Source organism: Pseudomonas sp. COW5 (assembly GCF_026240005.1).
GTDB lineage: Bacteria > Pseudomonadota > Gammaproteobacteria > Pseudomonadales > Pseudomonadaceae > Aquipseudomonas > Aquipseudomonas kribbensis.
The window spans coordinates 4632624-4650470 of sequence record NZ_JAPHVP010000001.1; the positions used below are offsets into that span (position 1 = coordinate 4632624).

General features: G+C 58.9%; 21 protein-coding genes and 2 tRNA genes. 14 read left to right on the forward strand and 9 right to left on the reverse strand.

Annotated elements, in window-relative coordinates; translation table 11 throughout:
• Positions 1–9 precede the first annotated feature (9 nt).
• Positions 10–1071, forward strand: coding sequence for an AI-2E family transporter (locus OQ248_RS21130; protein ID WP_265813879.1), 1062 nt, complete (start codon positions 10–12; stop codon positions 1069–1071).
• Here the strand turns inward: OQ248_RS21130 and OQ248_RS21135 are convergent.
• The 3 genes from OQ248_RS21135 to OQ248_RS21145 form a co-directional block, all read right to left on the reverse strand.
• Positions 1068–1250 (reverse strand): hypothetical protein, encoded by a 183-nt coding sequence (locus OQ248_RS21135; RefSeq protein ID WP_265813880.1) that lies wholly within the window; start codon positions 1248–1250, stop codon positions 1068–1070. The genes OQ248_RS21130 and OQ248_RS21135 overlap by 4 nt on opposite strands.
• A gap of 102 nt (positions 1251–1352) precedes the next feature.
• Positions 1353–1547: a hypothetical protein gene (locus tag OQ248_RS21140; protein WP_085712486.1), complete on the reverse strand. Its 195-nt coding sequence runs from the start codon at positions 1545–1547 to the stop codon at positions 1353–1355.
• 246 nt (positions 1548–1793) lie between these two features.
• The gene (locus OQ248_RS21145) at positions 1794–2138 is read right to left on the reverse strand and encodes a hypothetical protein (protein ID WP_025108898.1); all 345 of its coding nucleotides are present in this window, start codon (positions 2136–2138) and stop codon (positions 1794–1796) included.
• A 254-nt stretch (positions 2139–2392) separates the two neighbouring features.
• On the opposite strand from OQ248_RS21145, the gene OQ248_RS21150 reads away from it, so the two are divergent.
• Both OQ248_RS21150 and OQ248_RS21155 read left to right on the forward strand, forming a co-directional pair.
• Entirely contained in the window at positions 2393–3211 is an 819-nt protein-coding gene (locus OQ248_RS21150; protein ID WP_265813882.1) for a shikimate 5-dehydrogenase, read from the forward strand.
• Between the two features lie 85 nt (positions 3212–3296).
• Positions 3297–3815: a cupin domain-containing protein gene (locus OQ248_RS21155; RefSeq protein ID WP_265813883.1), complete on the forward strand. Its 519-nt coding sequence runs from the start codon at positions 3297–3299 to the stop codon at positions 3813–3815.
• A 16-nt stretch (positions 3816–3831) separates the two neighbouring features.
• On the opposite strand, the gene OQ248_RS21160 is transcribed toward OQ248_RS21155, so the two are convergent.
• Positions 3832–4479: a DUF480 domain-containing protein gene (locus tag OQ248_RS21160; protein ID WP_265813884.1), complete on the reverse strand. Its 648-nt coding sequence runs from the start codon at positions 4477–4479 to the stop codon at positions 3832–3834.
• Between the two features lie 124 nt (positions 4480–4603).
• On the opposite strand from OQ248_RS21160, the gene OQ248_RS21165 reads away from it, so the two are divergent.
• Positions 4604–5113, forward strand: a complete 510-nt coding sequence (locus OQ248_RS21165) for a DUF1993 domain-containing protein (protein ID WP_065259353.1) — start codon at positions 4604–4606, stop codon at positions 5111–5113.
• Positions 5114–5177: 64 nt separating this feature from the next.
• Here the strand turns inward: OQ248_RS21165 and sstT are convergent, their stop codons facing one another.
• Positions 5178–6410, reverse strand: a complete 1233-nt coding sequence (gene sstT / locus OQ248_RS21170; protein ID WP_265813885.1) for a serine/threonine transporter SstT — start codon at positions 6408–6410, stop codon at positions 5178–5180.
• A 336-nt stretch (positions 6411–6746) separates the two neighbouring features.
• Here sstT and OQ248_RS21175 point away from each other — a divergent pair, with 336 nt between their 5' ends.
• The gene (locus OQ248_RS21175; RefSeq protein ID WP_119428001.1) at positions 6747–7907 is read left to right on the forward strand and encodes an MFS transporter; all 1161 of its coding nucleotides are present in this window, start codon (positions 6747–6749) and stop codon (positions 7905–7907) included.
• Here OQ248_RS21175 and nhaR read toward each other — a convergent pair.
• On the reverse strand, positions 7904–8803 hold the full coding sequence (gene nhaR / locus OQ248_RS21180; RefSeq protein ID WP_248741115.1) for a transcriptional activator NhaR: 900 nt from the start codon (positions 8801–8803) through the stop codon (positions 7904–7906). The genes OQ248_RS21175 and nhaR overlap by 4 nt on opposite strands.
• Before the next feature lie 143 nt (positions 8804–8946).
• Here nhaR and OQ248_RS21185 point away from each other — a divergent pair, with 143 nt between their 5' ends.
• Together OQ248_RS21185 and OQ248_RS21190 are read left to right on the forward strand one after the other, a co-directional pair.
• Positions 8947–9189 carry a hypothetical protein gene (locus OQ248_RS21185; protein ID WP_114884147.1) on the forward strand — a complete coding sequence of 81 codons (243 nt, stop codon included), beginning with the start codon at positions 8947–8949 and terminating at the stop codon, positions 9187–9189.
• Between the two features lie 28 nt (positions 9190–9217).
• Entirely contained in the window at positions 9218–9967 is a 750-nt protein-coding gene (locus tag OQ248_RS21190; protein WP_085712478.1) for a TerC family protein, read from the forward strand.
• Positions 9968–10040: 73 nt separating this feature from the next.
• Here the strand turns inward: OQ248_RS21190 and OQ248_RS21195 are convergent, their stop codons facing one another.
• Entirely contained in the window at positions 10041–10208 is a 168-nt protein-coding gene (locus tag OQ248_RS21195) for a hypothetical protein (RefSeq protein WP_265813887.1), read from the reverse strand.
• A gap of 231 nt (positions 10209–10439) precedes the next feature.
• On the opposite strand from OQ248_RS21195, the gene OQ248_RS21200 reads away from it, so the two are divergent.
• Both OQ248_RS21200 and OQ248_RS21205 read left to right on the forward strand, forming a co-directional pair.
• Positions 10440–11111: a peptidase C39 family protein gene (locus OQ248_RS21200; protein ID WP_265813888.1), complete on the forward strand. Its 672-nt coding sequence runs from the start codon at positions 10440–10442 to the stop codon at positions 11109–11111.
• Positions 11112–11208: 97 nt separating this feature from the next.
• The gene (locus OQ248_RS21205) at positions 11209–11415 is read left to right on the forward strand and encodes a hypothetical protein (RefSeq protein ID WP_265813889.1); all 207 of its coding nucleotides are present in this window, start codon (positions 11209–11211) and stop codon (positions 11413–11415) included.
• A 54-nt stretch (positions 11416–11469) separates the two neighbouring features.
• On the opposite strand, the gene pbpG is transcribed toward OQ248_RS21205, so the two are convergent.
• Together pbpG and folD are read right to left on the reverse strand one after the other, a co-directional pair.
• Positions 11470–12408 (reverse strand): D-alanyl-D-alanine endopeptidase, encoded by a 939-nt coding sequence (pbpG, locus tag OQ248_RS21210; protein WP_119428003.1) that lies wholly within the window; start codon positions 12406–12408, stop codon positions 11470–11472.
• Between the two features lie 228 nt (positions 12409–12636).
• Positions 12637–13491: a bifunctional methylenetetrahydrofolate dehydrogenase/methenyltetrahydrofolate cyclohydrolase FolD gene (folD, locus tag OQ248_RS21215; RefSeq protein ID WP_085712473.1), complete on the reverse strand. Its 855-nt coding sequence runs from the start codon at positions 13489–13491 to the stop codon at positions 12637–12639.
• 274 nt (positions 13492–13765) lie between these two features.
• Here folD and OQ248_RS21220 point away from each other — a divergent pair.
• The 5 genes from OQ248_RS21220 to clpX all read left to right on the forward strand — a co-directional run bounded on the left by OQ248_RS21220 (position 13766) and on the right by clpX (position 17785).
• Positions 13766–13842, forward strand: a tRNA-Arg gene (locus OQ248_RS21220).
• Between the two features lie 32 nt (positions 13843–13874).
• Positions 13875–13950: transfer RNA gene (locus OQ248_RS21225), tRNA-His, on the forward strand.
• 400 nt (positions 13951–14350) lie between these two features.
• Positions 14351–15661, forward strand: coding sequence for a trigger factor (gene tig / locus OQ248_RS21230; protein WP_085712472.1), 1311 nt, complete (start codon positions 14351–14353; stop codon positions 15659–15661).
• Between the two features lie 92 nt (positions 15662–15753).
• A complete protein-coding gene (clpP, locus tag OQ248_RS21235; RefSeq protein ID WP_053161532.1) occupies positions 15754–16389 on the forward strand; it encodes an ATP-dependent Clp endopeptidase proteolytic subunit ClpP in 636 nt (211 codons plus the stop codon).
• A gap of 112 nt (positions 16390–16501) precedes the next feature.
• Positions 16502–17785, forward strand: coding sequence for an ATP-dependent Clp protease ATP-binding subunit ClpX (clpX, locus tag OQ248_RS21240; RefSeq protein ID WP_016775335.1), 1284 nt, complete (start codon positions 16502–16504; stop codon positions 17783–17785).
• The last annotated feature ends 62 nt before the right edge of the window (positions 17786–17847 follow it).

Here is a 17847-nt window from a genome sequence, read left to right on the forward strand (position 1 = left end):
GGACCGGACATGAACCAAAAGAGTCTGCAATTCAAATCCCTCACCGTGCTGTTGCTGCTGGTGACGGTGGCCTTTATCTGGATCCTGCTGCCGTTCTACGGTGCGGTGTTCTGGGCGGTGATTCTCGGCATTGTATTCGCGCCGATGCAGCGCCGGTTGCAGCAGAAGTTCGGCTGGCAACGCAACCTGACTTCACTGTGCACCCTGAGTGTCTGCGTGGTGATCGCGATTCTGCCGGTGATCGTCATCAGCGTGCTGCTGGTGCAGGAAGGGGCGACGCTCTACGACAACATCGAAAGCGGCAAGCTTGATATCGGCGCGTATCTGGCGCAGTTCAAGCACAGCCTGCCGCCGTACTTTCAGCACCTGCTCGACCGTTTCGGCATGGGCGAACTCAATGCCGTGCGCGAGAAGATCGTCAAGGCGGCGATGCAAGGCAGTCAGGTGCTGGCGACCCAGGCGTTCAGTTTCGGCCAGGGCACCTTCGATTTCGTGGTGAGTTTTTTCATCATGCTGTACTTGCTGTTCTTCTTTCTGCGCGATGGCGCCGAACTGGCGCGCAAGGTGCGCACGGCGGTGCCGCTGGAGGAGCACCACAAGCGGCGCTTGCAACTGAAATTCAATCGGGTGGTGCGCGCCACGGTCAAAGGCAACCTGCTGGTGGCCATTACGCAAGGCGCGCTGGGCGGGGCGATTTTCTGGTTTCTCGACATACCCAGTGCGTTGCTCTGGGCGGTGTTGATGGCGTTTCTGTCGCTGTTGCCGGCGGTGGGAGCCGGGATTGTCTGGGCACCGGTGGCGGTTTACTTCCTGCTCAGCGGGATGATCTGGCAGGGCGTGGTGTTGGGGCTGTTCGGCGTCTTTGTGATCGGCCTGGTGGATAACGTGCTGCGTCCGGTGCTGGTGGGCAAGGACACGCGCATGCCGGATTACATGATCCTGATTTCGACGCTGGGCGGGATGGCGGTGTTCGGTCTCAACGGTTTCGTGATCGGGCCGCTGATCGCTGCATTGTTCATGTCGAGCTGGGCGCTGTTCGTCGAAACCAGACCGAAAGTGCAGCTGCCTTAAGCCTTGAACGGGCCGTTGATCAGCTGTTGCGACAGCGCCTGGGCGGCTGGCAAAGAGGTGAGCGGGCCGCTGACCGGCTCGCCGTCGCGCACCAGATACCAGCAGGCGAGCAGTCCCATTTCTCTGAGCGATGCGGGAACCGCGCTGCCGACAACGGACATGATTTGAACCTGAGCCATGAGAAGTACCTCCATCAATCTATGGAGCTACCTTAGGGACTTGGCCGTTTCAGGGACAATCAACGCTTTCGATAGTGGACATTGATGCCGTTGAGGGCCGGGTCAATCGACCACTTGATCGAGCATGTGCACGATCTCGTGCTCGTTGAGCAAGCCCTTGCGCACCAGGTTTTCCGCCAGCAGCGACACAAACTTCGCCGTGCGGTGGCCTTCCAGGTGCTTGAGCTCGGTCAAGGCGTTGTACACCTTGCTCGATGTGCATAAACCGACGATGCGGTGCGGATTCTGTGTTGGCATTCCAGTCGTCCTTGTTTTTATCAACCTGTTGTATGCGGACGGATTCAGATTGCGGTTCCGTCATGACAAATCGATGACCGTTTTGTGTTTCGGCCCGACGGTCGAGTCCATCATGCCGACTTTAACGGGTGAAACTGTCCCCACAGCGACCTTGGCGAGATTTTTTCAGACGTTGGCCGACGGACGGTTGGCTTTCCCGAGGCCAATAAAAAGCCCCGCTGTAAAAGCGGGGCTCTGTCTGTGTGCTTACCAGCGACCACCGTAGTAGTGCGGGTGGCCGTAATAACCACGGGGCGGACCGTAGTAGACCGGGCCTGGAACATAAACCGGTTGTTGTACGTAAACCGGGGCCGGCTGGTAGTAGACCGGTGGTGGCGGTTGTTGCACGTACACCGGCGCCGGTTGAGCGTAAACAGGCTGTTGAACATACACCGGACGATCCTGGTTGATGAGCGCCGAGCCGATGATGGCCGAGCCGACGATCGCACCAAATACCGCCGGACCCTGCCAGCCACCGCCGTGGGCTTCTGCCTGACCCGTGATCGCGAATGCACCAATCAACAAGGCCACGATGGGGAGTTTACGAATCATGATTAATCCTCGGTTCTTCGACCCGGCGTCTAGGCCTGCAACAGGCTCGGGATAGCGCGGGGATACTTCTAAGACAGCAACATTTGGAAAAACAGCACGGCGGCTGGGTAAATTTTGTGTAAGGTCTGTACCGGCTTGCTTACCGGGTTTCAGGCAACGGCTGTGATGCCCGGAACAGACCGCCTTATGATCGTTCAGAACCCGATGGTCTGGCTAATCCCGTCCATCCGAAAGTGCATTCGAAGGAGCCTCCCATGCAGATGAACCCCAACAAAGACACCCAATTGTGCATGTCCCTGTCTGGGCGTCCCGGGAATTTCGGTCTGCGTTTTCATAACCATTTGTACGAACAGCTGGGCCTGAATTTCTACTACAAGGCCTTCAGTAGCCAGGATCTGCCGGGTGCCGTCGGCGGGATCCGCGCGCTGGGCATCCGCGGTTGCGGGGTGTCGATGCCGTTCAAGGAGGCCAGCATTGCCCTGGTCGACGAGCTGGATGCGTCGGCAGCGGCGATCCAGTCGATCAACACCATCGTCAACACCAATGGTCATCTCAAGGCCTACAACACCGACTACATCGCCATCGCCCAGTTGCTGGAAACCCACGCGGTACCGAAAGACTCGACTTTCGCCTTGCGCGGCAGCGGCGGGATGGCCAAGGCTGTGGCCAGCGCCTTGCGCGATGGAGGTTACAAGAATGGTCTGATCGTCGCCCGCAACGAGCGCGCCGGCCGTGCGCTGGCCGATTCCCTGGGCTATCGCTGGCAGGCGGATCTGGGCGACGAGCGCCCGCAGATGCTGATCAACGTGACGCCGGTCGGCATGGACGGTGGTGCGGAAGCGGGGCAGCTGGCGTTTGAAGTGGATGTGATCAAGTCTGCCGACACCGTGTTCGATGTGGTGGCGATCCCCTCGGAAACCCCGCTGATCGTGCGCGGTCGCGCTGAAGGCAAAAAAGTCATCACCGGGCTGGAAGTGATCGCGATCCAGGCGCTGGAGCAGTTTGTGCTGTATACCGGTGTGCGGCCGACGGTTGAGCAGTTTGACGCAGCGGTGGCGTTTGCCCGCAGTTGATTGATCTCGGTGTCGGGGTTGGTCATTGCCTATACTGCCGGTTCAGCAGGCACAGACTTGCCCTACGACAAAAACCGAGGTTTGCATGCACCCGCCCATTCTCAACTTGAATGATGTCGAACTCGAACCGTTGCCCGAAACCCTGGCCCCCGAAGGCGAAACCGCCGGGCGTTATCAGCAGCGGTTCGCCCGAATCGGCCAGCAACTGGGCGCGCAGAAGCTCGGTTATCGGCTGTATGCGCTGCCGCCGGGCATGCGCGGCAGTCCGTTTCACAGTCATCGGGTCAATGAAGAGATGTTCTACGTGGTGGCCGGGGAAGGGGAGGTGCGTCTGGGGGCCGAGCGTTTCCCGATCCGCGCCGGCGACGTGATCGCCTGCCCGCCGGGCGGCCCGGAAAAAGCGCATCAAATCATCAACACCAGCTCGCAGGAGCTGCGCTATCTGGCGGTCAGCACCCAGCAGCAACCGGACATCTGCGAGTACCCGGACTCGAACAAATACGCGGTGATGGATAACTTCAGCATCGATGCCGAGGGCAATGCCTCGGGATTCGTCGCGGTGGCGCGGCAGTCGGACGGGGTGGATTACTGGGACGGCGAGTAACGCCGCCCCATTACGCTTATTCGAGGCGGGCCAGACGCTCTTCCAGCGCTGCAATCCGCGCTTCCAGTTCTTCGATGCGCTCCACTGACACACCGCTGGCAGCGCCGCGATCACTCGGATTCTGTCGCGCCGCGATAATCGCTTCGATGTCCGCCGGATCGCCCAGTGCATGGGTGTAGCGGTCTTCGCGCTGGCCGGCCTGACGCGGAATCAGCACCGCCAGATCCCGGGCGATCAGGCGTTCCAGTTGATGCACCACTTGTTCGGCATCTTCGAATTCATGCATGCGACCGCTGCGGGTCAGCAGTTCGTTGACGGTCTGCGGGCCACGCAGGAACATCAGCCCGGTCAGAATCATTTGTGCCGGCACCAGCTCCAGCGCTTTGTCGACCTTGTGCTCCCAGCGGTCGGCGCGACTGCCCATCACCAGCTTGGCGAAACCGCGACCTTCGAGGGCGCGCAGGCTCTGGCCGACCTGGCCCTGGGTCAGGTTCATCACCGGTTCCCGGCTGGTTTTCTGATTGCAGGCCAGCACCAGCGCGTTGAGGGTCAGCGGATAGGTTTCCGGACTGGTGGCCTGTTTCTCGATCAGCGAACCCAGAATGCGGATTTCCGTGGCGTTGAGCCGTGGTTCGTTGACGTGGGTTTCAAGTTCTGTGGACATCGCGCGTTCCCTCTGCAGTCGAAGGCGCCTAGCCTAATCCTTGCTGGATAAAAGACAAGTCGCGCGGCCCGCGAGCATGGCTATAATCGCCCCACGATTCACCCAGCCACCACGTGAGACTGCCATGACCATTTCCCTGTACGCCGCATCCGTCCCGGTTTTCCAACAAATGCTCAACGCCCTGAGCGATGTGCTGAAAAAGGCCGAAGCCCACGCCACCGCGAAAAACATCGACCCGAACGCCTTCCTGCAAGCGCGTTTGTACCCGGACATGTTCCCGCTGGTGCGTCAGGTGCAGATCGCCGTGGACTTCGCCAAAGGCGTTTCCTCGCGTCTGGCCGAAGTCGAAATCCCGAAATACGACGACACCGAAACCACCTTCGCCGAGCTGCAAGCGCTGATCGCCAAGGTTCTGGCCTTCATCGGCGAGATCAAGCCTGAGCAAATCAACGGCAAGGAAGGCATCGAGATCGTGACCCGTCCGGGCACCCCGAAAGAGAAGCGCTTCAGCGGCCAGGCTTACCTGCTGAGCTACGGTCTGCCGCAGTTCTTCTTCCACGTGACTACTGCTTACGACCTGCTGCGTCACAACGGCGTTGAAATCGGCAAGCGCGATTACATGGGCGCGTTCTAAACACGACGCATAAAAAAGCCCGCCAAGGTTTGCGCCTTGGCGGGCTTTTTGTTGCGCTCGGTTTTTACGCCGGACGCTGGGCTTTTTGTTCTTCGCCCAGGCACGCGGCGGCAGTGAACAGCACGTCGGTGGAGGAGTTCAGCGCCGTCTCGGCCGAATCCTGCAGTACGCCGATGATGAAGCCGACCGCCACCACCTGCATGGCGATTTCGCTCGGGATGCCGAACAGGCTGCACGCCAGCGGGATCAGCAGCAGCGAACCACCGGCCACACCCGAGGCACCGCACGCGCAGATCGCCGCGACGACGCTGAGCAGGATGGCGGTCGGGATGTCGACGGCGATACCCAAGGTGTGCACGGCCGCGAGGGTCAGCACGGTGATGGTGATCGACGCGCCGGCCATGTTGATGGTCGCGCCGAGCGGAATCGAGACTGAATAGGTGTCTTCGTGCAGGCCCAGACGCTTGCTCAGCTCCAGGTTGACCGGAATGTTCGCCGCCGAGCTGCGGGTGAAGAACGCGGTGATGCCGCTTTCACGCAGGCATTTCAACGTCAGCGGGTACGGGTTGCGGCGCAGCTTCCAGAACACGATCAGCGGGTTCATCACCAGCGCCACGAACAGCATGCAGCCGAGCAGCACCGCCAGCAGATGCGCGTAACCGACCAGTGCACCAAAACCAGAGGTCGCCAGGGTCGAAGCCACCAGGCCGAAAATCCCCAGCGGCGCGAAGCGGATCACCACGCGCACGATCAGGGTCACGCCGTTGGACAGGTCGCTGACTACTTCACGGGTGGTGTCGCCTGCGTGGCGGATGGCTACGCCCATGCCGATGGCCCAGGCCAGAATGCCGATGAAGTTGGCGTTCATCAGCGCAGTGATCGGGTTTTCTACCACGCTCAGCAGCAGGCTTTGCAGTACTTCACCGATACCGCCCGGCGCGCTCACGGCAATGTTATCGGTGGACAGCACCAGATGCGACGGGAACATCGTGCTGGCAATCACCGCGACCACGGCAGCGGCGAAAGTGCCCAGCAGGTAAAGGAACAGAATCGGCCGGATATGGGTTTCCTGGCCGTGCTTGTGGTTGGCGATCGAGGCCATGACCAGCACGAACACCAGAATCGGTGCCACGGCTTTCAGCGCCGAGACGAACACCTTGCCGATGAAGGCGGTGCCTTTGGCCGCTTCCGGCGCGAACAGCGCGAGGGCGATGCCGGCAATCAGGCCGATCAGGATCTGCGTGACCAGGCTGAGGCTTTTCAGGCGTTGCAATAGAGAAGGGGATGAAGCGGTCATAACGGCATCTCTGCTTTTTATAGGGTGCAAGGTTGCGTGATCCGGGCGATGAATCGGGGGCAGGCCACAGATACGAACCGAAAGGAATGACGCGACAGCCACGCCGTTAAACGGGCGGCTGAACAGGGTGTACGTTTTTCAGGGCGCGGACTTTATCACAGCGTAGGCCTTATCCTTCAGGCCTGTGACGATCTGCCACCGAAACGTTCGGCAACATAGACAGGTTTGTGCAAGTCACTCGGGAAACACTCTGTTAAGATTGCGCATCCTTATTTTCAAGTTCTGCCGGCGGGCCTTCGGGTCAACGCTGGTGTCGTCGTTTTGCTGGAGTTCCTCATGCTGTTGCCCATCCTTCTGTTGTCTGCCGCCGGATTCACGGTGCTGACCACGGAGTTCGTCATCGTCGGCCTGTTGCCGGCGATTGCCCGCGACCTGGAAGTCACCATCCCGCAAGCCGGGTTGCTGGTGACTCTATTCGCTTTCACCGTGGCCATGTTCGGTCCTTTCTTGACCGCATATTTCGCCCGATTCGAACGGCGCAAACTGTTCATCACCATCCTGATCATGTTCGGTCTGGCCAACACCGTGGCGGCTTTGGCGCCGAACATCTGGGTCATGGCTATTGCGCGGTTGATCCCGGCACTGGGGTTGCCGGTGTTTTGGGCGCTGGCCAGTGAAACGGCCGTGGACATCGTCGGCCCGGACTTCGCCGGTCGCGCCATTGCCAAGATCGGCTTCGGCATCGTCTGCGCCACGGTATTCGGGATCCCGGTGGGCACGCTGATTTCCGACGCATTCGGCTGGCGCAGCGCGTTCGCCATTCTGGCGGTGATCGCGTTCGCTAAGGCCTTGCTGTTGTTTGTCTACCTGCCGAAAACCAGCCTGCACCAGCATCAGGTCAGCTTCGCTTCGCAGTTCAAGATCCTGCGCAGCCCGCTGATGCTCGGCCATGTATTGCTGTCGATCCTGGTGTTCAGCGGCATGTTCACCGCCTACACCTATCTGGCGGACATTCTCGAGCGTCTGGCCGGCTTCAATGGCACCGTGGTCGGTTGGTGCCTGATGGGCTTTGGCGCAGTCGGCCTGATCGGCAACTCGCTGGGCGGTCGCGCGGTGGATCGCCATCCGCTGATGGCCTCGGTGATGTTCTGCGCGTTCATGATCCCCGGGATGGTGGCGCTGGTGCCGAACATCAATTCGTCGCTGGGTCTGGCGGCGGCCATGGGCATCTGGGGCGTGACCCAGGCGGCGCTGTTTCTGGTCAGCCATGTGCGTTTGATGAAGGCTGCGCCTGAAGCGCCGGCCTTCGCCGCGTCGCTGAACATTGCCGGGGCAAACCTAGGGATCGGTCTGGGCGCGATCATTGGCGGTCGAGTGATCGACAGCGCCGGTCTGGGCTTCGTAGGCTTCGCGGCCGCCGCGTTCATCCTGCTGTCGATTTTCCTCGCCATGGTGTTGATGGTGCTCAAGCCGCGCGAAGTCTGCGCACAGGCTTAAAACTCGGTAAACAGCTCGCGTCGGGCACCTTCGGTAATCGCTTTGATGCCGGGGTGCTTGACCTTGCGCTCCACTGAAATCGCGTAAAACGACTCGCTCACCGCATCAGTCTGACCGATCAACTCAACGCCGTACTGGCGCTTCACCTCATCGGCAATCACGCTCGGCCCGATGAAGATCCCGCTCCCGGATTGGCCGAACGCCTGCATCAGGGCGCTGTCATCGAACTCCCCGACAATCCTCGGCTGAATCTGCTGCTCGGCAAACCAGCGCTGCAAACGGCTGCGCACCACGGTCTCCGCGCCGGGAATCAGCAGCGGCGCGCCGTGCAGACTGCGGGGAAAATCCTGACCGTATTGCGCTGCCAGTTCGGCGGTGGCGAAAAAACTGATCCCGCATTCCCCGAGTTTCTGGCTATAGCCCTTAATGTCCAAGTGCGACGGCATCGGGCTGTCGGAGATCACCAGGTCCAGGCGCTGGATGGCCAGGTCCGCTAGTAATCGCTCGAGTTTGTCTTCGCGGCAGGTGATGCGCAGCGGTTCGCTCAATTCCATGGTCGGTGCGATCAGGCGATAGACGATGGATTTGGGCACAACGTCCGCCACACCGACACGGAACAGGATCTGCTGTTCGTTGGGCTGGGCGCGCAGCATCAGTTCCAGTTCGCCGCCGAGCTGGAACATCTGCTCGGCGTAGGGCAGGGCCTGGCGCCCGGCTTCGGTGAGTTCAAGTTGCCGGCCGACCCGTTGAAACAACTCGATGCCGTAGGTCTGTTCCAGCAGGGAAATCTGCCCGCTGATGGTCTGCGGCGTGAGGTTCAGTTGCTCGCAGGCGCGCACGATGCTGCCGGTCTTCGCTACAACCCAGAAGTAATGCAGTTGTCGGTAATTGAGCATGGGTTTGGTCCGTCAAATACAGTTCGTATAAATCGAAGTATAGCCGCTAAAAATACGAATTTTCCTGAAGTGTTTGTCTCCCTAGAATGCCCAGCCATCGACGGGCGGTCTGTGACCCTGTCTGTTCATTCGAAGGAAGCCTTATGAAATACACGATCCCGGCACTTATGTTTACGTCTTTACTGCTTATGGCGGGTTGCGACCAGGCCGAAAAAAGCGCCCAGCAATTGATGGGCAAGGCGGCCGAGAGCGCCAAGCAGGCGATCGACGACACGCACAAAGCCGCCGAGCAGGCGCTCAGCGAAGCCACTGGCGGCCTGATCGAGAAAAAAGAAGCCCCGGAAAAAGATGCGGAAAAATCCGAATCTTCCTCCAAGACCATCTAAATCGTCTTACAAGAGTCAGGACTGACCCATGGAATACCTGTTAGAACTCGCTTCCAGCCCGACGGCCTGGATTGCCTTGGCCACACTGGTGGTGATGGAAATCGTGCTCGGCATCGATAACCTGATCTTCATCTCGATCCTGACCAACAAGCTGCCCGAGCAGTATCGGCAGAAGGCTCGCCGCCTCGGTATCGGCATGGCGCTGATCATGCGTCTGGCGCTGTTGAGCACCATCGCCTTCATCGTGCAGTTGACCGAACCGGTCATCGAGATCCTGGGCCAGGCGTTCTCCTGGAAGGACATGATCCTGATCGCCGGTGGCCTGTTCCTGGTGTGGAAGGCGACGACCGAGATACATCACAGCATGGACCCGGTGCCGGACGATCCGAAGTCGGCGACCTCGACAGTAACCCTGGGCTTTGCCGCCGCCATCGGGCAGATCCTGATGCTGGACATGGTGTTCTCGATCGACAGCATTATTACTGCAGTCGGCATGACCGAACACTTGCCGATCATGGTGATCGCGGTGGTGGTTTCGGTACTGGTGATGCTGTTTGCGGCTGACCCGCTGGCCAAGTTCATCAACGACAACCCGTCGGTGGTGATGCTGGCCCTGGGCTTCCTGATCATGATCGGCATGACGCTGATCGCCGAAGGTTTCGGCGCCCACGTACCGAAAGGTTATGTGTATGCCGCCATGGCGTTCTCGGCTGCGATTGAGGTGTTGAACATGATGTCTCGTCGCGCCAAGCAGAAGAAGCTGGCTGCCCAGGCGTAACCGCTGGAAAAGCGAAGGCCGCGTCACTCGCAAGAGTCACGCGGCCTTTTTCGTTTGAATCGACTGAAAGACGTCAGTGCGCGGTGGCGTGACGGGCGCTGTGTTTTTCGATCTTCTTGATCGGTGCAGGTTGCACAGGTTGGTGATGGCGCCGGGAAATCCGCAGCACGCCCCACAACATGGCGGCGGCCACGGCCAGCCAGCCGGCAATCAACATCACAATGGTCATGGTCAGGCTCATCGGTGCCTCCTCTTTGCCCTGCGTCGGGCGCTCACTCTTTTGCTGTCTTTCGAGTGACAGTCTAGTCGCTGGCGTGTTTCAGGCTATTGACCAAAGGTCGGTGGTGACCAATCACTTCGCTCTATGCAGCCGATGCATCTGCCCCTTTGGGCTATACCGCAGCGTTGCGCCGTCCTATGATCCTCGACCAAGCCGGAACACGATGACCGGTAACTGATCAAGAGAGTGACGATGGTGCAGCTATTTTCCCGGATTCGCATGGCACTGCTGGTGGCCGGTTGCGTGACAGCTTTGGTGGGGTGTGCGGGCAGTGTGGCGCCGGAAGTCCAGCGCCTGCCGGAGCGCGTTGAGCTCAGCGGCACCTTCTATCGCGGCGAAGCCAATCAGAGCGGGCCGCAGGTGTTGGCCAGTCTGCTGTCGCAGCAAGGCATCGTGATCACCCCGGGCCTGCTGGAAAAACCTCTGCACCTGCCGGGCGCCGAGGACAAGCTTCAGCAGAACATGCAGAACCTGGCCCGTGAATACGGCATGGTCGTGTACCCGGTAGATGCCCGTTTGCCAGCGCTGCTGACTCAGGTAGCGGCAGGTTACCCGGTGATGGTGCGCTTCAGCGAAGGATCGGCGTTCTGGGCCGAGCCGCGGTACGCGATCCTTTCCGGTTATGACCGCAAGAAGCAGAAGGTTCTGCTGCGCGCGGGGATGAATCGTCGTGAGCTGATGAGTTTCAGTTCATTCGAGTCGGCGCTCGAAAAATCGGGTGGCTGGGCGGTATTGATTCAGAAGCCTTCGCAGCTCCCGGCAGCGGTCGATCGCCAGCGCTGGCTGAAAGCGGCTGATGAGCTGGCGCAGGCCGGCCAGGAGCGTGAAGCTGCGCAAGCGCGCAAAGCGTTGGCGGGGCAGTGAGGTTCCGTCCGTCTCCTGACGGGCACCCTGGCGCGCAGCTACGCTCTTAAGGGTAACGCCCGGTTTTTTCGGGTGATTACCCGGACGAGAGGTGCGTATGAGTACCGATTCGAGCTTCGACGACCATAAACCGGACAGCGTGCCGACCACGCCGGAGCCGGACGTTAATCCAGTGCTGGATCCGGACAGTCCACTACGCGATCCATTGGCTCGCCCGGCCGTGGTGACTCCGGAACATCACCGCGACCCCAGTGCCGGCGACGGCGTTCCCGATGATGACCAGATGCCGCTGCCCAACGATTGAACCGGCAGACGAAAAAAAGCCCCGAATGTTCGGGGCTTTTTCTTGTGTCGCGATTTACTTCGAAGCTTCGACCACGCCGCTCTGGCGACCCTTGAGGTTTTTCTCGGCCTTGTATTGCTGGGCCACCGCCGGAACGTTGGTGCTCCGGCCGGTTTCCATCCAGCTGCGGATGCGACTGGCATCGGCGAAGTGGGTGTACTTGCCGAATGCATCGAGAATCACCAGGGCGACCGGGCGATTGCTCATCCGGGTCACCAGCACCAGACAATGCCCGGCCGGATTGGTGAAGCCGGTCTTGGTGATCTTGATGTCCCAGTCGGCCTTGTTCACCAGGTGGTCGGTATTACGGAAACCCAGGGTGTAGTTGGGTTTGCGGAACGAGACGGTTTTTTCCTTGGTGGTGGTGAGTTCGGTCAGGATCGGATGCTTTTGCGCAGCCATCAGCAACTTGCTCAGGTCGCGCGCGGTGGAAACGTTGCGCTCCGACAGGCCGGTCGGTTCCACAAAGTGGGTGCTGGTCATGCCCAGCGCCTTGGCCTTGGCGTTCATCGCCGCGATGAAGGCTGCATATCCGCCCGGATAGTGATGGGCGAGACTGGCGGCGGCGCGGTTTTCCGAGGACATCAAAGCGATCAGCAGCATCTCCCGGCGCGGCAGTTCACTGCGCAGTTTGACCCGGGAAAACACGCCTTTCATTTCCGGGGTGTGGCTGATGTCGACGTCAATCCATTCGTCCATGTTCTGGTGGGCTTCAACCACGACCAGGCCGGTCATCAACTTGCTGACGGAAGCGATCGGCACGATCACGTCCGGATTGCTGGAGTAGATGACTTTGTTGGTCTGCAGATCCATCAGCAGGGCGCTGCCGGAGGCAATCTTCAACTGTGAAGCGTCTCGTGGGGCAGCGGTGGTTTCGGCGGCGTTGACCGTTGGCGTGAGGAGCGTGCCTGAAAATGCAAAAACCAGGCTCAGGATGGACAGACGAATATTCACGCGGGCGAACTCATGAAGGTTGGAAATGCCGTTTTTTGTAACGGACTGTGTCGTAAAACGACGCATTCTAGGAGTATGGCTGAAGATCTGTCGATGGTTGTTTGAGGGGCATGAAAAAGTCGTGAAAAGCCCTGTAAAAATAGGGGTTTCCGGCGAACGGTAAAGGTTTTTTCGAGGATACGAAAAACCCCGCACAAGGCGGGGTTCTTCTGGAGCGGAAAAAGCGCTTTAAGCGTGCAGGGTTTCTGCCGCGTAGAGGGTGTTTTCCAGCAGGCAGGCACGGGTCATCGGGCCGACGCCGCCCGGTACTGGTGTGATCCAGCCGGCACGGGGCAGGGCGGTTTCGTACACGACGTCACCGACCAGTTTGCCGTCGTCCTGACGGTTGATGCCGACGTCGATCACGATCGCGCCTTCCTTGATCCACTCGCCCTTGACCAGGCCCGGCTTGCCGGCGGCAACCACCACCAGATCGGCGCGGCCGACGTGGCCGGCCAGGTCCTTGGTGAAGCGGTGGGTCACGGTCACGGTGCAGCCGGCCAGCAGCAGCTCCATGGCCATCGGACGACCGACGATGTTGGAAGCGCCGACGACCACTGCATCCATTCCGTACAGATCGACACCGGTGCTTTCCAGCAGGGTCATGATGCCTTTCGGCGTGCACGGACGCAGCAGCGGAATGCGCTGGGCCAGGCGACCGACGTTATAAGGATGGAAACCGTCGACGTCCTTGTCCGGGCGGATGCGTTCCAGCAGTTTGGACGCGTCCAGGTGCTCAGGCAGAGGAAGTTGAAGCAGAACGCCGTCGATTGCCGGGTCGTCGTTCAGTCGATCGATCAGATCGGTCAGTGCTTCCTGAGTGGTTTCGGAAGGCAGGTCGTAGGCTTGGGAGAGGAAGCCGACCTCTTCACAGTCTTTACGCTTGTGCGAGACATAAACCTGAGAGGCAGGATCGCTGCCGACCAGGATCACCGCGAGGCCGGGAGTGCGCAAGCCTTGCTCGCGACGTTCGGCTACCCGTTGGGCGATCTGCTGGCGCAGGCTGGCGGCGATTGATTTGCCGTCGATTAGTTGTGCAGTCATTGCGCGTGATTAACCATCGAGAGGGGAAAAAAAGAGAACGCATTCTCGCATGTCAAACGGTGAGGGCAAAGGCGCTTGGTCAGCAAATTCCCCTAAGCCCTTTAATTAAATGAATTTTTTTCAAAAAGGATTTGACGACCTGCAGGTCGCTCTATACTATTCGTCGCACTTGTCGGGCACAGCCTAGCACTGGTTAAGAAGGTCGAGCGAAATCAAGGTTTTGCGAGACTGGAAAGCACTTAGTTTGTAGTCCTCCAAGGGTACAGCTAACAAGGCGCCCGTAGCTCAGCTGGATAGAGCATCCGCCTTCTAAGCGGATGGTCGCAGGTTCGAGTCCTGCCGGGTGCGCCATTAGGCAGCTTTGGCACAAGTAACGCGATATGGTGGGCGTAGCTCAGTTGGTAGAGCACGGGATTGTGACTCCCGTTGTCGTGGGTTCGATCCCCATCGTCCACCCCATATTTCGAAAGGCGCCAGACTTAACAGTCTGGCGCCTTTTTTGTTTTACGGTTTCGGTTTTTCGGCGACTGCCGGTTTCGGGTCGCAGGGCAGGGTGCTTCGTCGTATCAATGTTACTCGATGATGCTGCGCTGCCCGCCGTCCTTGCTTGCGAGGTCGGCTGTCAGGGAGATGATTCAATCGCCTCTATATATAGAAGAGGTTGGTGCAGGGCCCTGGCTTGATTGGCTGTATTTGCTAACAGGGCGAGGCGCAACCGTTTGTCCCCGCCCTCAATTTGCCTGCTGTTTTTTTACCCGTTTTCAGTAGGGTGACTTCTTGAGTTTGACCTACTAGAATGCTTGCCCTTGATTCTTGGGTCGGAAACGGCCGGCTAACGTCTGTGCAACGAGGAATATCCATGCAAGTTTCTGTTGAAAATACTACTGCTCTTGAGCGCCGCATGAGCATCACCGTGCCGGCTGAGCGCATCGAGACTCAGGTCAACAAGCGTCTGCAGCAGACTGCCCAGAAGGCCAAGATTGCTGGCTTCCGTCCAGGCAAAGTGCCTATGAGCGAAATCAAGCGCCGTTTTGGTGCTGATGCGCGCCAGGAAGCGATCGGCGACGTGATCCAGTCCTCTTTCTACGAAGCTGTGGTTGAGCAGAAGCTGAACCCGGCCGGTTCGCCGTCGATCGAGCCTAAGTCGCTCGAAGCTGGCAAGGACCTGGAATACGTAGCCGTATTCGAAGTGTTCCCTGAGTTCACCGTTGCCGGTTTCGAAGGCATCACCGTCGAGCGTCTGAGCGCTGAAGTGGCTGACGCCGATCTGGACAAGATGCTGGACATCCTGCGCAAGCAGAACACCCGTTTCGAAGTGGCCGATCGCGCTGCCCAGAACGAAGACCAGCTGAACATCGATTTCGTTGGCAAGGTTGACGGCGAAGTGTTCGCCGGCGGTTCCGCCAAGGGTACTCAGCTGGTGCTGGGTTCCGGCCGCATGATCCCTGGCTTCGAAGAAGGCCTGGTTGGCGCCAAAGCGGGTGAAGAGCGCGTTCTGAACCTGACCTTCCCTGAGGACTATCAGAACCTGGACCTGGCTGGCAAAACCGCCGAGTTCACCGTGACCGTCAACACCGTTTCCGAGCCAAAACTGCCTGAGCTGAACGAAGAATTCTTCGCCCAGTTCGGCATCAAGGAAAGCGGCATCGACGGTTTCCGCACCGAAGTTCGCAAGAACATGGAGCGTGAACTGCGTCAGGCGATCAAATCCAAGGTCAAGAATCAGGTAATGGACGGTCTGCTGGCCACCAACCCGATCGAAGTGCCAAAGGCTCTGCTGTCCAACGAAGTTGACCGTCTGCGCGTGCAGGCTGTTCAGCAGTTCGGCGGCAACATCAAGCCTGACCAACTGCCGGCCGAGCTGTTCGAAGAACAAGCCAAGCGCCGCGTTGTCCTGGGTCTGATCGTGGCTGAAGTGGTCAAGCAATTCGACCTGAAGCCAGACGAAGCCCGCGTTCGCGAAATGATTCAGGAAATGGCTTCGGCTTACCAAGAGCCTGAGCAGGTCGTGTCCTGGTACTACAAGAACGAGCAGCAACTGAACGAAGTCCGTTCGGTTGTGCTGGAAGAACAAGTTGTGGATACTGTTCTGCAGAAAGCTAGCGTGACCGACAAATCGGTCTCTTACGAAGAAGCGGTCAAGCCGGTAGAAGCTCCAAAAGCCGACTGATTGTTTCTGCGTTAGAAGCACACACCATAAGCCAGCCTTCGAGCTGGCTTATGCGTATTCAAGACATGACTATTTGGGAGTGACTGCAGAGCATGTTCCGTAATTCCTATATTCAGCAGAACTCTGATATCCAGGCCGCCGGCGGCCTGGTCCCGATGGTTGTCGAGCAATCTGCTCGTGGCGAGCGCGCCTATGACATCTACTCGCGTCTTCTCAAGGAGCGAGTGATCTTTCTGGTGGGTCCGGTAGAGGACTACATGGCCAACCTGATCTGCGCGCAATTGCTGTTCCTTGAAGCGGAAAACCCGGACAAGGACATCCATCTTTACATCAACTCCCCGGGCGGCTCGGTCACTGCAGGCATGTCGATCTACGACACCATGCAGTTCATCAAGCCAAACGTGTCGACCACCTGCATCGGTCAGGCCTGCAGCATGGGTGCATTCCTGCTGACCGCAGGTGCACCGGGCAAGCGTTATTGCCTGCCGAACTCGCGAGTGATGATTCACCAGCCACTGGGCGGTTTCCAGGGCCAGGCGTCGGATATCGAAATCCACGCCAAGGAAATCCTCTTCATCCGTGAGCGTCTGAACACGCTGATGGCCAAGCACAGCGGTCGCACTCTGGAAGAAATCGAGCGCGATACCAACCGCGACAACTTCATGAGTGCAGAAGCTGCGAAGGAATATGGCTTGATCGACGAAGTGATCAACCAGCGTCCAGCTTAAAATAAGCAGCTCAAAACAGGCCTGATCGGCTGGTCCGATCAGTGGCGGGCTTGAAAAAGCCCGCAATAGCCTTCATCTTGTGTTGCAAGCCTATCGGATTTGGATCGAACGAATGACTGACACCCGCAACGGCGAGGACAACGGCAAGCTGCTCTATTGCTCCTTCTGTGGCAAAAGCCAGCATGAAGTGCGCAAATTGATTGCCGGCCCCTCGGTCTTTATCTGCGACGAGTGCGTCGACCTGTGCAACGACATCATCCGCGAGGAGGTGCAGGAAGCACAGGCCGAAAGCAGCGCGCATAAATTGCCTTCGCCTAAAGAAATCAGCGGCATCCTTGACCAGTACGTCATTGGTCAGGAGCGTGCGAAGAAGGTTCTCGCGGTAGCGGTGTACAACCACTACAAGCGTCTGAACCAGCGTGACAAAAAGGCTGACGACGTCGAACTCGGCAAGAGCAACATCCTGCTGATCGGCCCGACAGGCTCCGGTAAAACCCTGCTGGCCGAAACCCTGGCCCGCTTGCTGAACGTTCCGTTCACAATCGCCGACGCAACCACCCTCACCGAGGCGGGTTACGTGGGTGAAGACGTCGAGAACATCATTCAGAAGCTGCTGCAGAAGTGCGATTACGACGTGGAAAAGGCCCAGATGGGCATTGTCTACATCGATGAAATCGACAAGATTTCGCGCAAGTCCGACAACCCGTCGATCACCCGTGACGTTTCCGGTGAAGGCGTGCAGCAGGCCTTGCTCAAGTTGATCGAAGGCACGGTCGCTTCCGTTCCGCCGCAAGGTGGCCGCAAGCATCCGCAGCAGGAATTCCTGCAGGTCGACACCCGTAACATCCTGTTCATCTGCGGTGGTGCGTTCTCCGGTCTGGAGAAAGTGATTCAGAACCGTTCCACCAAGGGTGGCATCGGTTTCAACGCAGAAGTGCGCAGCAAGGAAGAAGGCAAGAAAGTCGGTGAATCCCTGCGTGAAGTCGAGCCTGACGATCTGGTCAAGTTCGGTCTGATCCCGGAATTCGTCGGTCGTCTGCCGGTCCTCGCGACGCTGGACGAGCTGGATGAGGCTGCATTGATGCAGATTCTCACCGAGCCGAAAAATGCCCTGACCAAACAGTACGCCAAGCTGTTCGAGATGGAAGGCGTGGATCTGGAATTCCGTTCCGACGCGCTGAAATCGGTCGCCAAACGTGCCCTGGAGCGTAAAACCGGTGCCCGTGGCCTGCGTTCGATTCTCGAAGGTGTGCTGCTCGACACGATGTATGAAATCCCCTCGCAGTCCGAGGTGAGCAAAGTCGTGATCGATGAAAGCGTGATCGAAGGCAAGTCCAAGCCACTGTATATCTACGAAAACAGTGAGCCGACGGCCAAGGCAGCGCCGGACGCGTAAGTGTCCACCCTGCCGGAACAAAGAAGGGGCCTTCGGGCCTCTTTTTTTTTATGTCGTTTTTT

Bases quoted from the DNA above. Each gene is read 5' to 3' on its own strand.
- clpP (WP_053161532.1), top strand. From the start codon at position 15,754: ATGTTCCGTAATTCCTATATTCAGCAGAACTCTGATATCCAGGCCGCC.
- OQ248_RS21200 (WP_265813888.1), top strand. From the start codon at position 10,440: ATGGTGCAGCTATTTTCCCGGATTCGCATGGCACTGCTGGTGGCCGGT.
- folD (WP_085712473.1), bottom strand. From the start codon at position 13,491: ATGACTGCACAACTAATCGACGGCAAATCAATCGCCGCCAGCCTGCGC.
- OQ248_RS21165 (WP_065259353.1), top strand. From the start codon at position 4,604: ATGACCATTTCCCTGTACGCCGCATCCGTCCCGGTTTTCCAACAAATG.
- OQ248_RS21155 (WP_265813883.1), top strand. From the start codon at position 3,297: ATGCACCCGCCCATTCTCAACTTGAATGATGTCGAACTCGAACCGTTG.
- OQ248_RS21150 (WP_265813882.1), top strand. From the start codon at position 2,393: ATGCAGATGAACCCCAACAAAGACACCCAATTGTGCATGTCCCTGTCT.
- OQ248_RS21185 (WP_114884147.1), top strand. From the start codon at position 8,947: ATGAAATACACGATCCCGGCACTTATGTTTACGTCTTTACTGCTTATG.
- OQ248_RS21190 (WP_085712478.1), top strand. From the start codon at position 9,218: ATGGAATACCTGTTAGAACTCGCTTCCAGCCCGACGGCCTGGATTGCC.
- nhaR (WP_248741115.1), bottom strand. From the start codon at position 8,803: ATGCTCAATTACCGACAACTGCATTACTTCTGGGTTGTAGCGAAGACC.
- OQ248_RS21175 (WP_119428001.1), top strand. From the start codon at position 6,747: ATGCTGTTGCCCATCCTTCTGTTGTCTGCCGCCGGATTCACGGTGCTG.
- tig (WP_085712472.1), top strand. From the start codon at position 14,351: ATGCAAGTTTCTGTTGAAAATACTACTGCTCTTGAGCGCCGCATGAGC.
- OQ248_RS21130 (WP_265813879.1), top strand. From the start codon at position 10: ATGAACCAAAAGAGTCTGCAATTCAAATCCCTCACCGTGCTGTTGCTG.
- OQ248_RS21140 (WP_085712486.1), bottom strand. From the start codon at position 1,547: ATGCCAACACAGAATCCGCACCGCATCGTCGGTTTATGCACATCGAGC.
- OQ248_RS21195 (WP_265813887.1), bottom strand. From the start codon at position 10,208: ATGAGCCTGACCATGACCATTGTGATGTTGATTGCCGGCTGGCTGGCC.
- OQ248_RS21145 (WP_025108898.1), bottom strand. From the start codon at position 2,138: ATGATTCGTAAACTCCCCATCGTGGCCTTGTTGATTGGTGCATTCGCG.
- OQ248_RS21205 (WP_265813889.1), top strand. From the start codon at position 11,209: ATGAGTACCGATTCGAGCTTCGACGACCATAAACCGGACAGCGTGCCG.
- sstT (WP_265813885.1), bottom strand. From the start codon at position 6,410: ATGACCGCTTCATCCCCTTCTCTATTGCAACGCCTGAAAAGCCTCAGC.
- clpX (WP_016775335.1), top strand. From the start codon at position 16,502: ATGACTGACACCCGCAACGGCGAGGACAACGGCAAGCTGCTCTATTGC.
- OQ248_RS21160 (WP_265813884.1), bottom strand. From the start codon at position 4,479: ATGTCCACAGAACTTGAAACCCACGTCAACGAACCACGGCTCAACGCC.
- OQ248_RS21135 (WP_265813880.1), bottom strand. From the start codon at position 1,250: ATGGCTCAGGTTCAAATCATGTCCGTTGTCGGCAGCGCGGTTCCCGCA.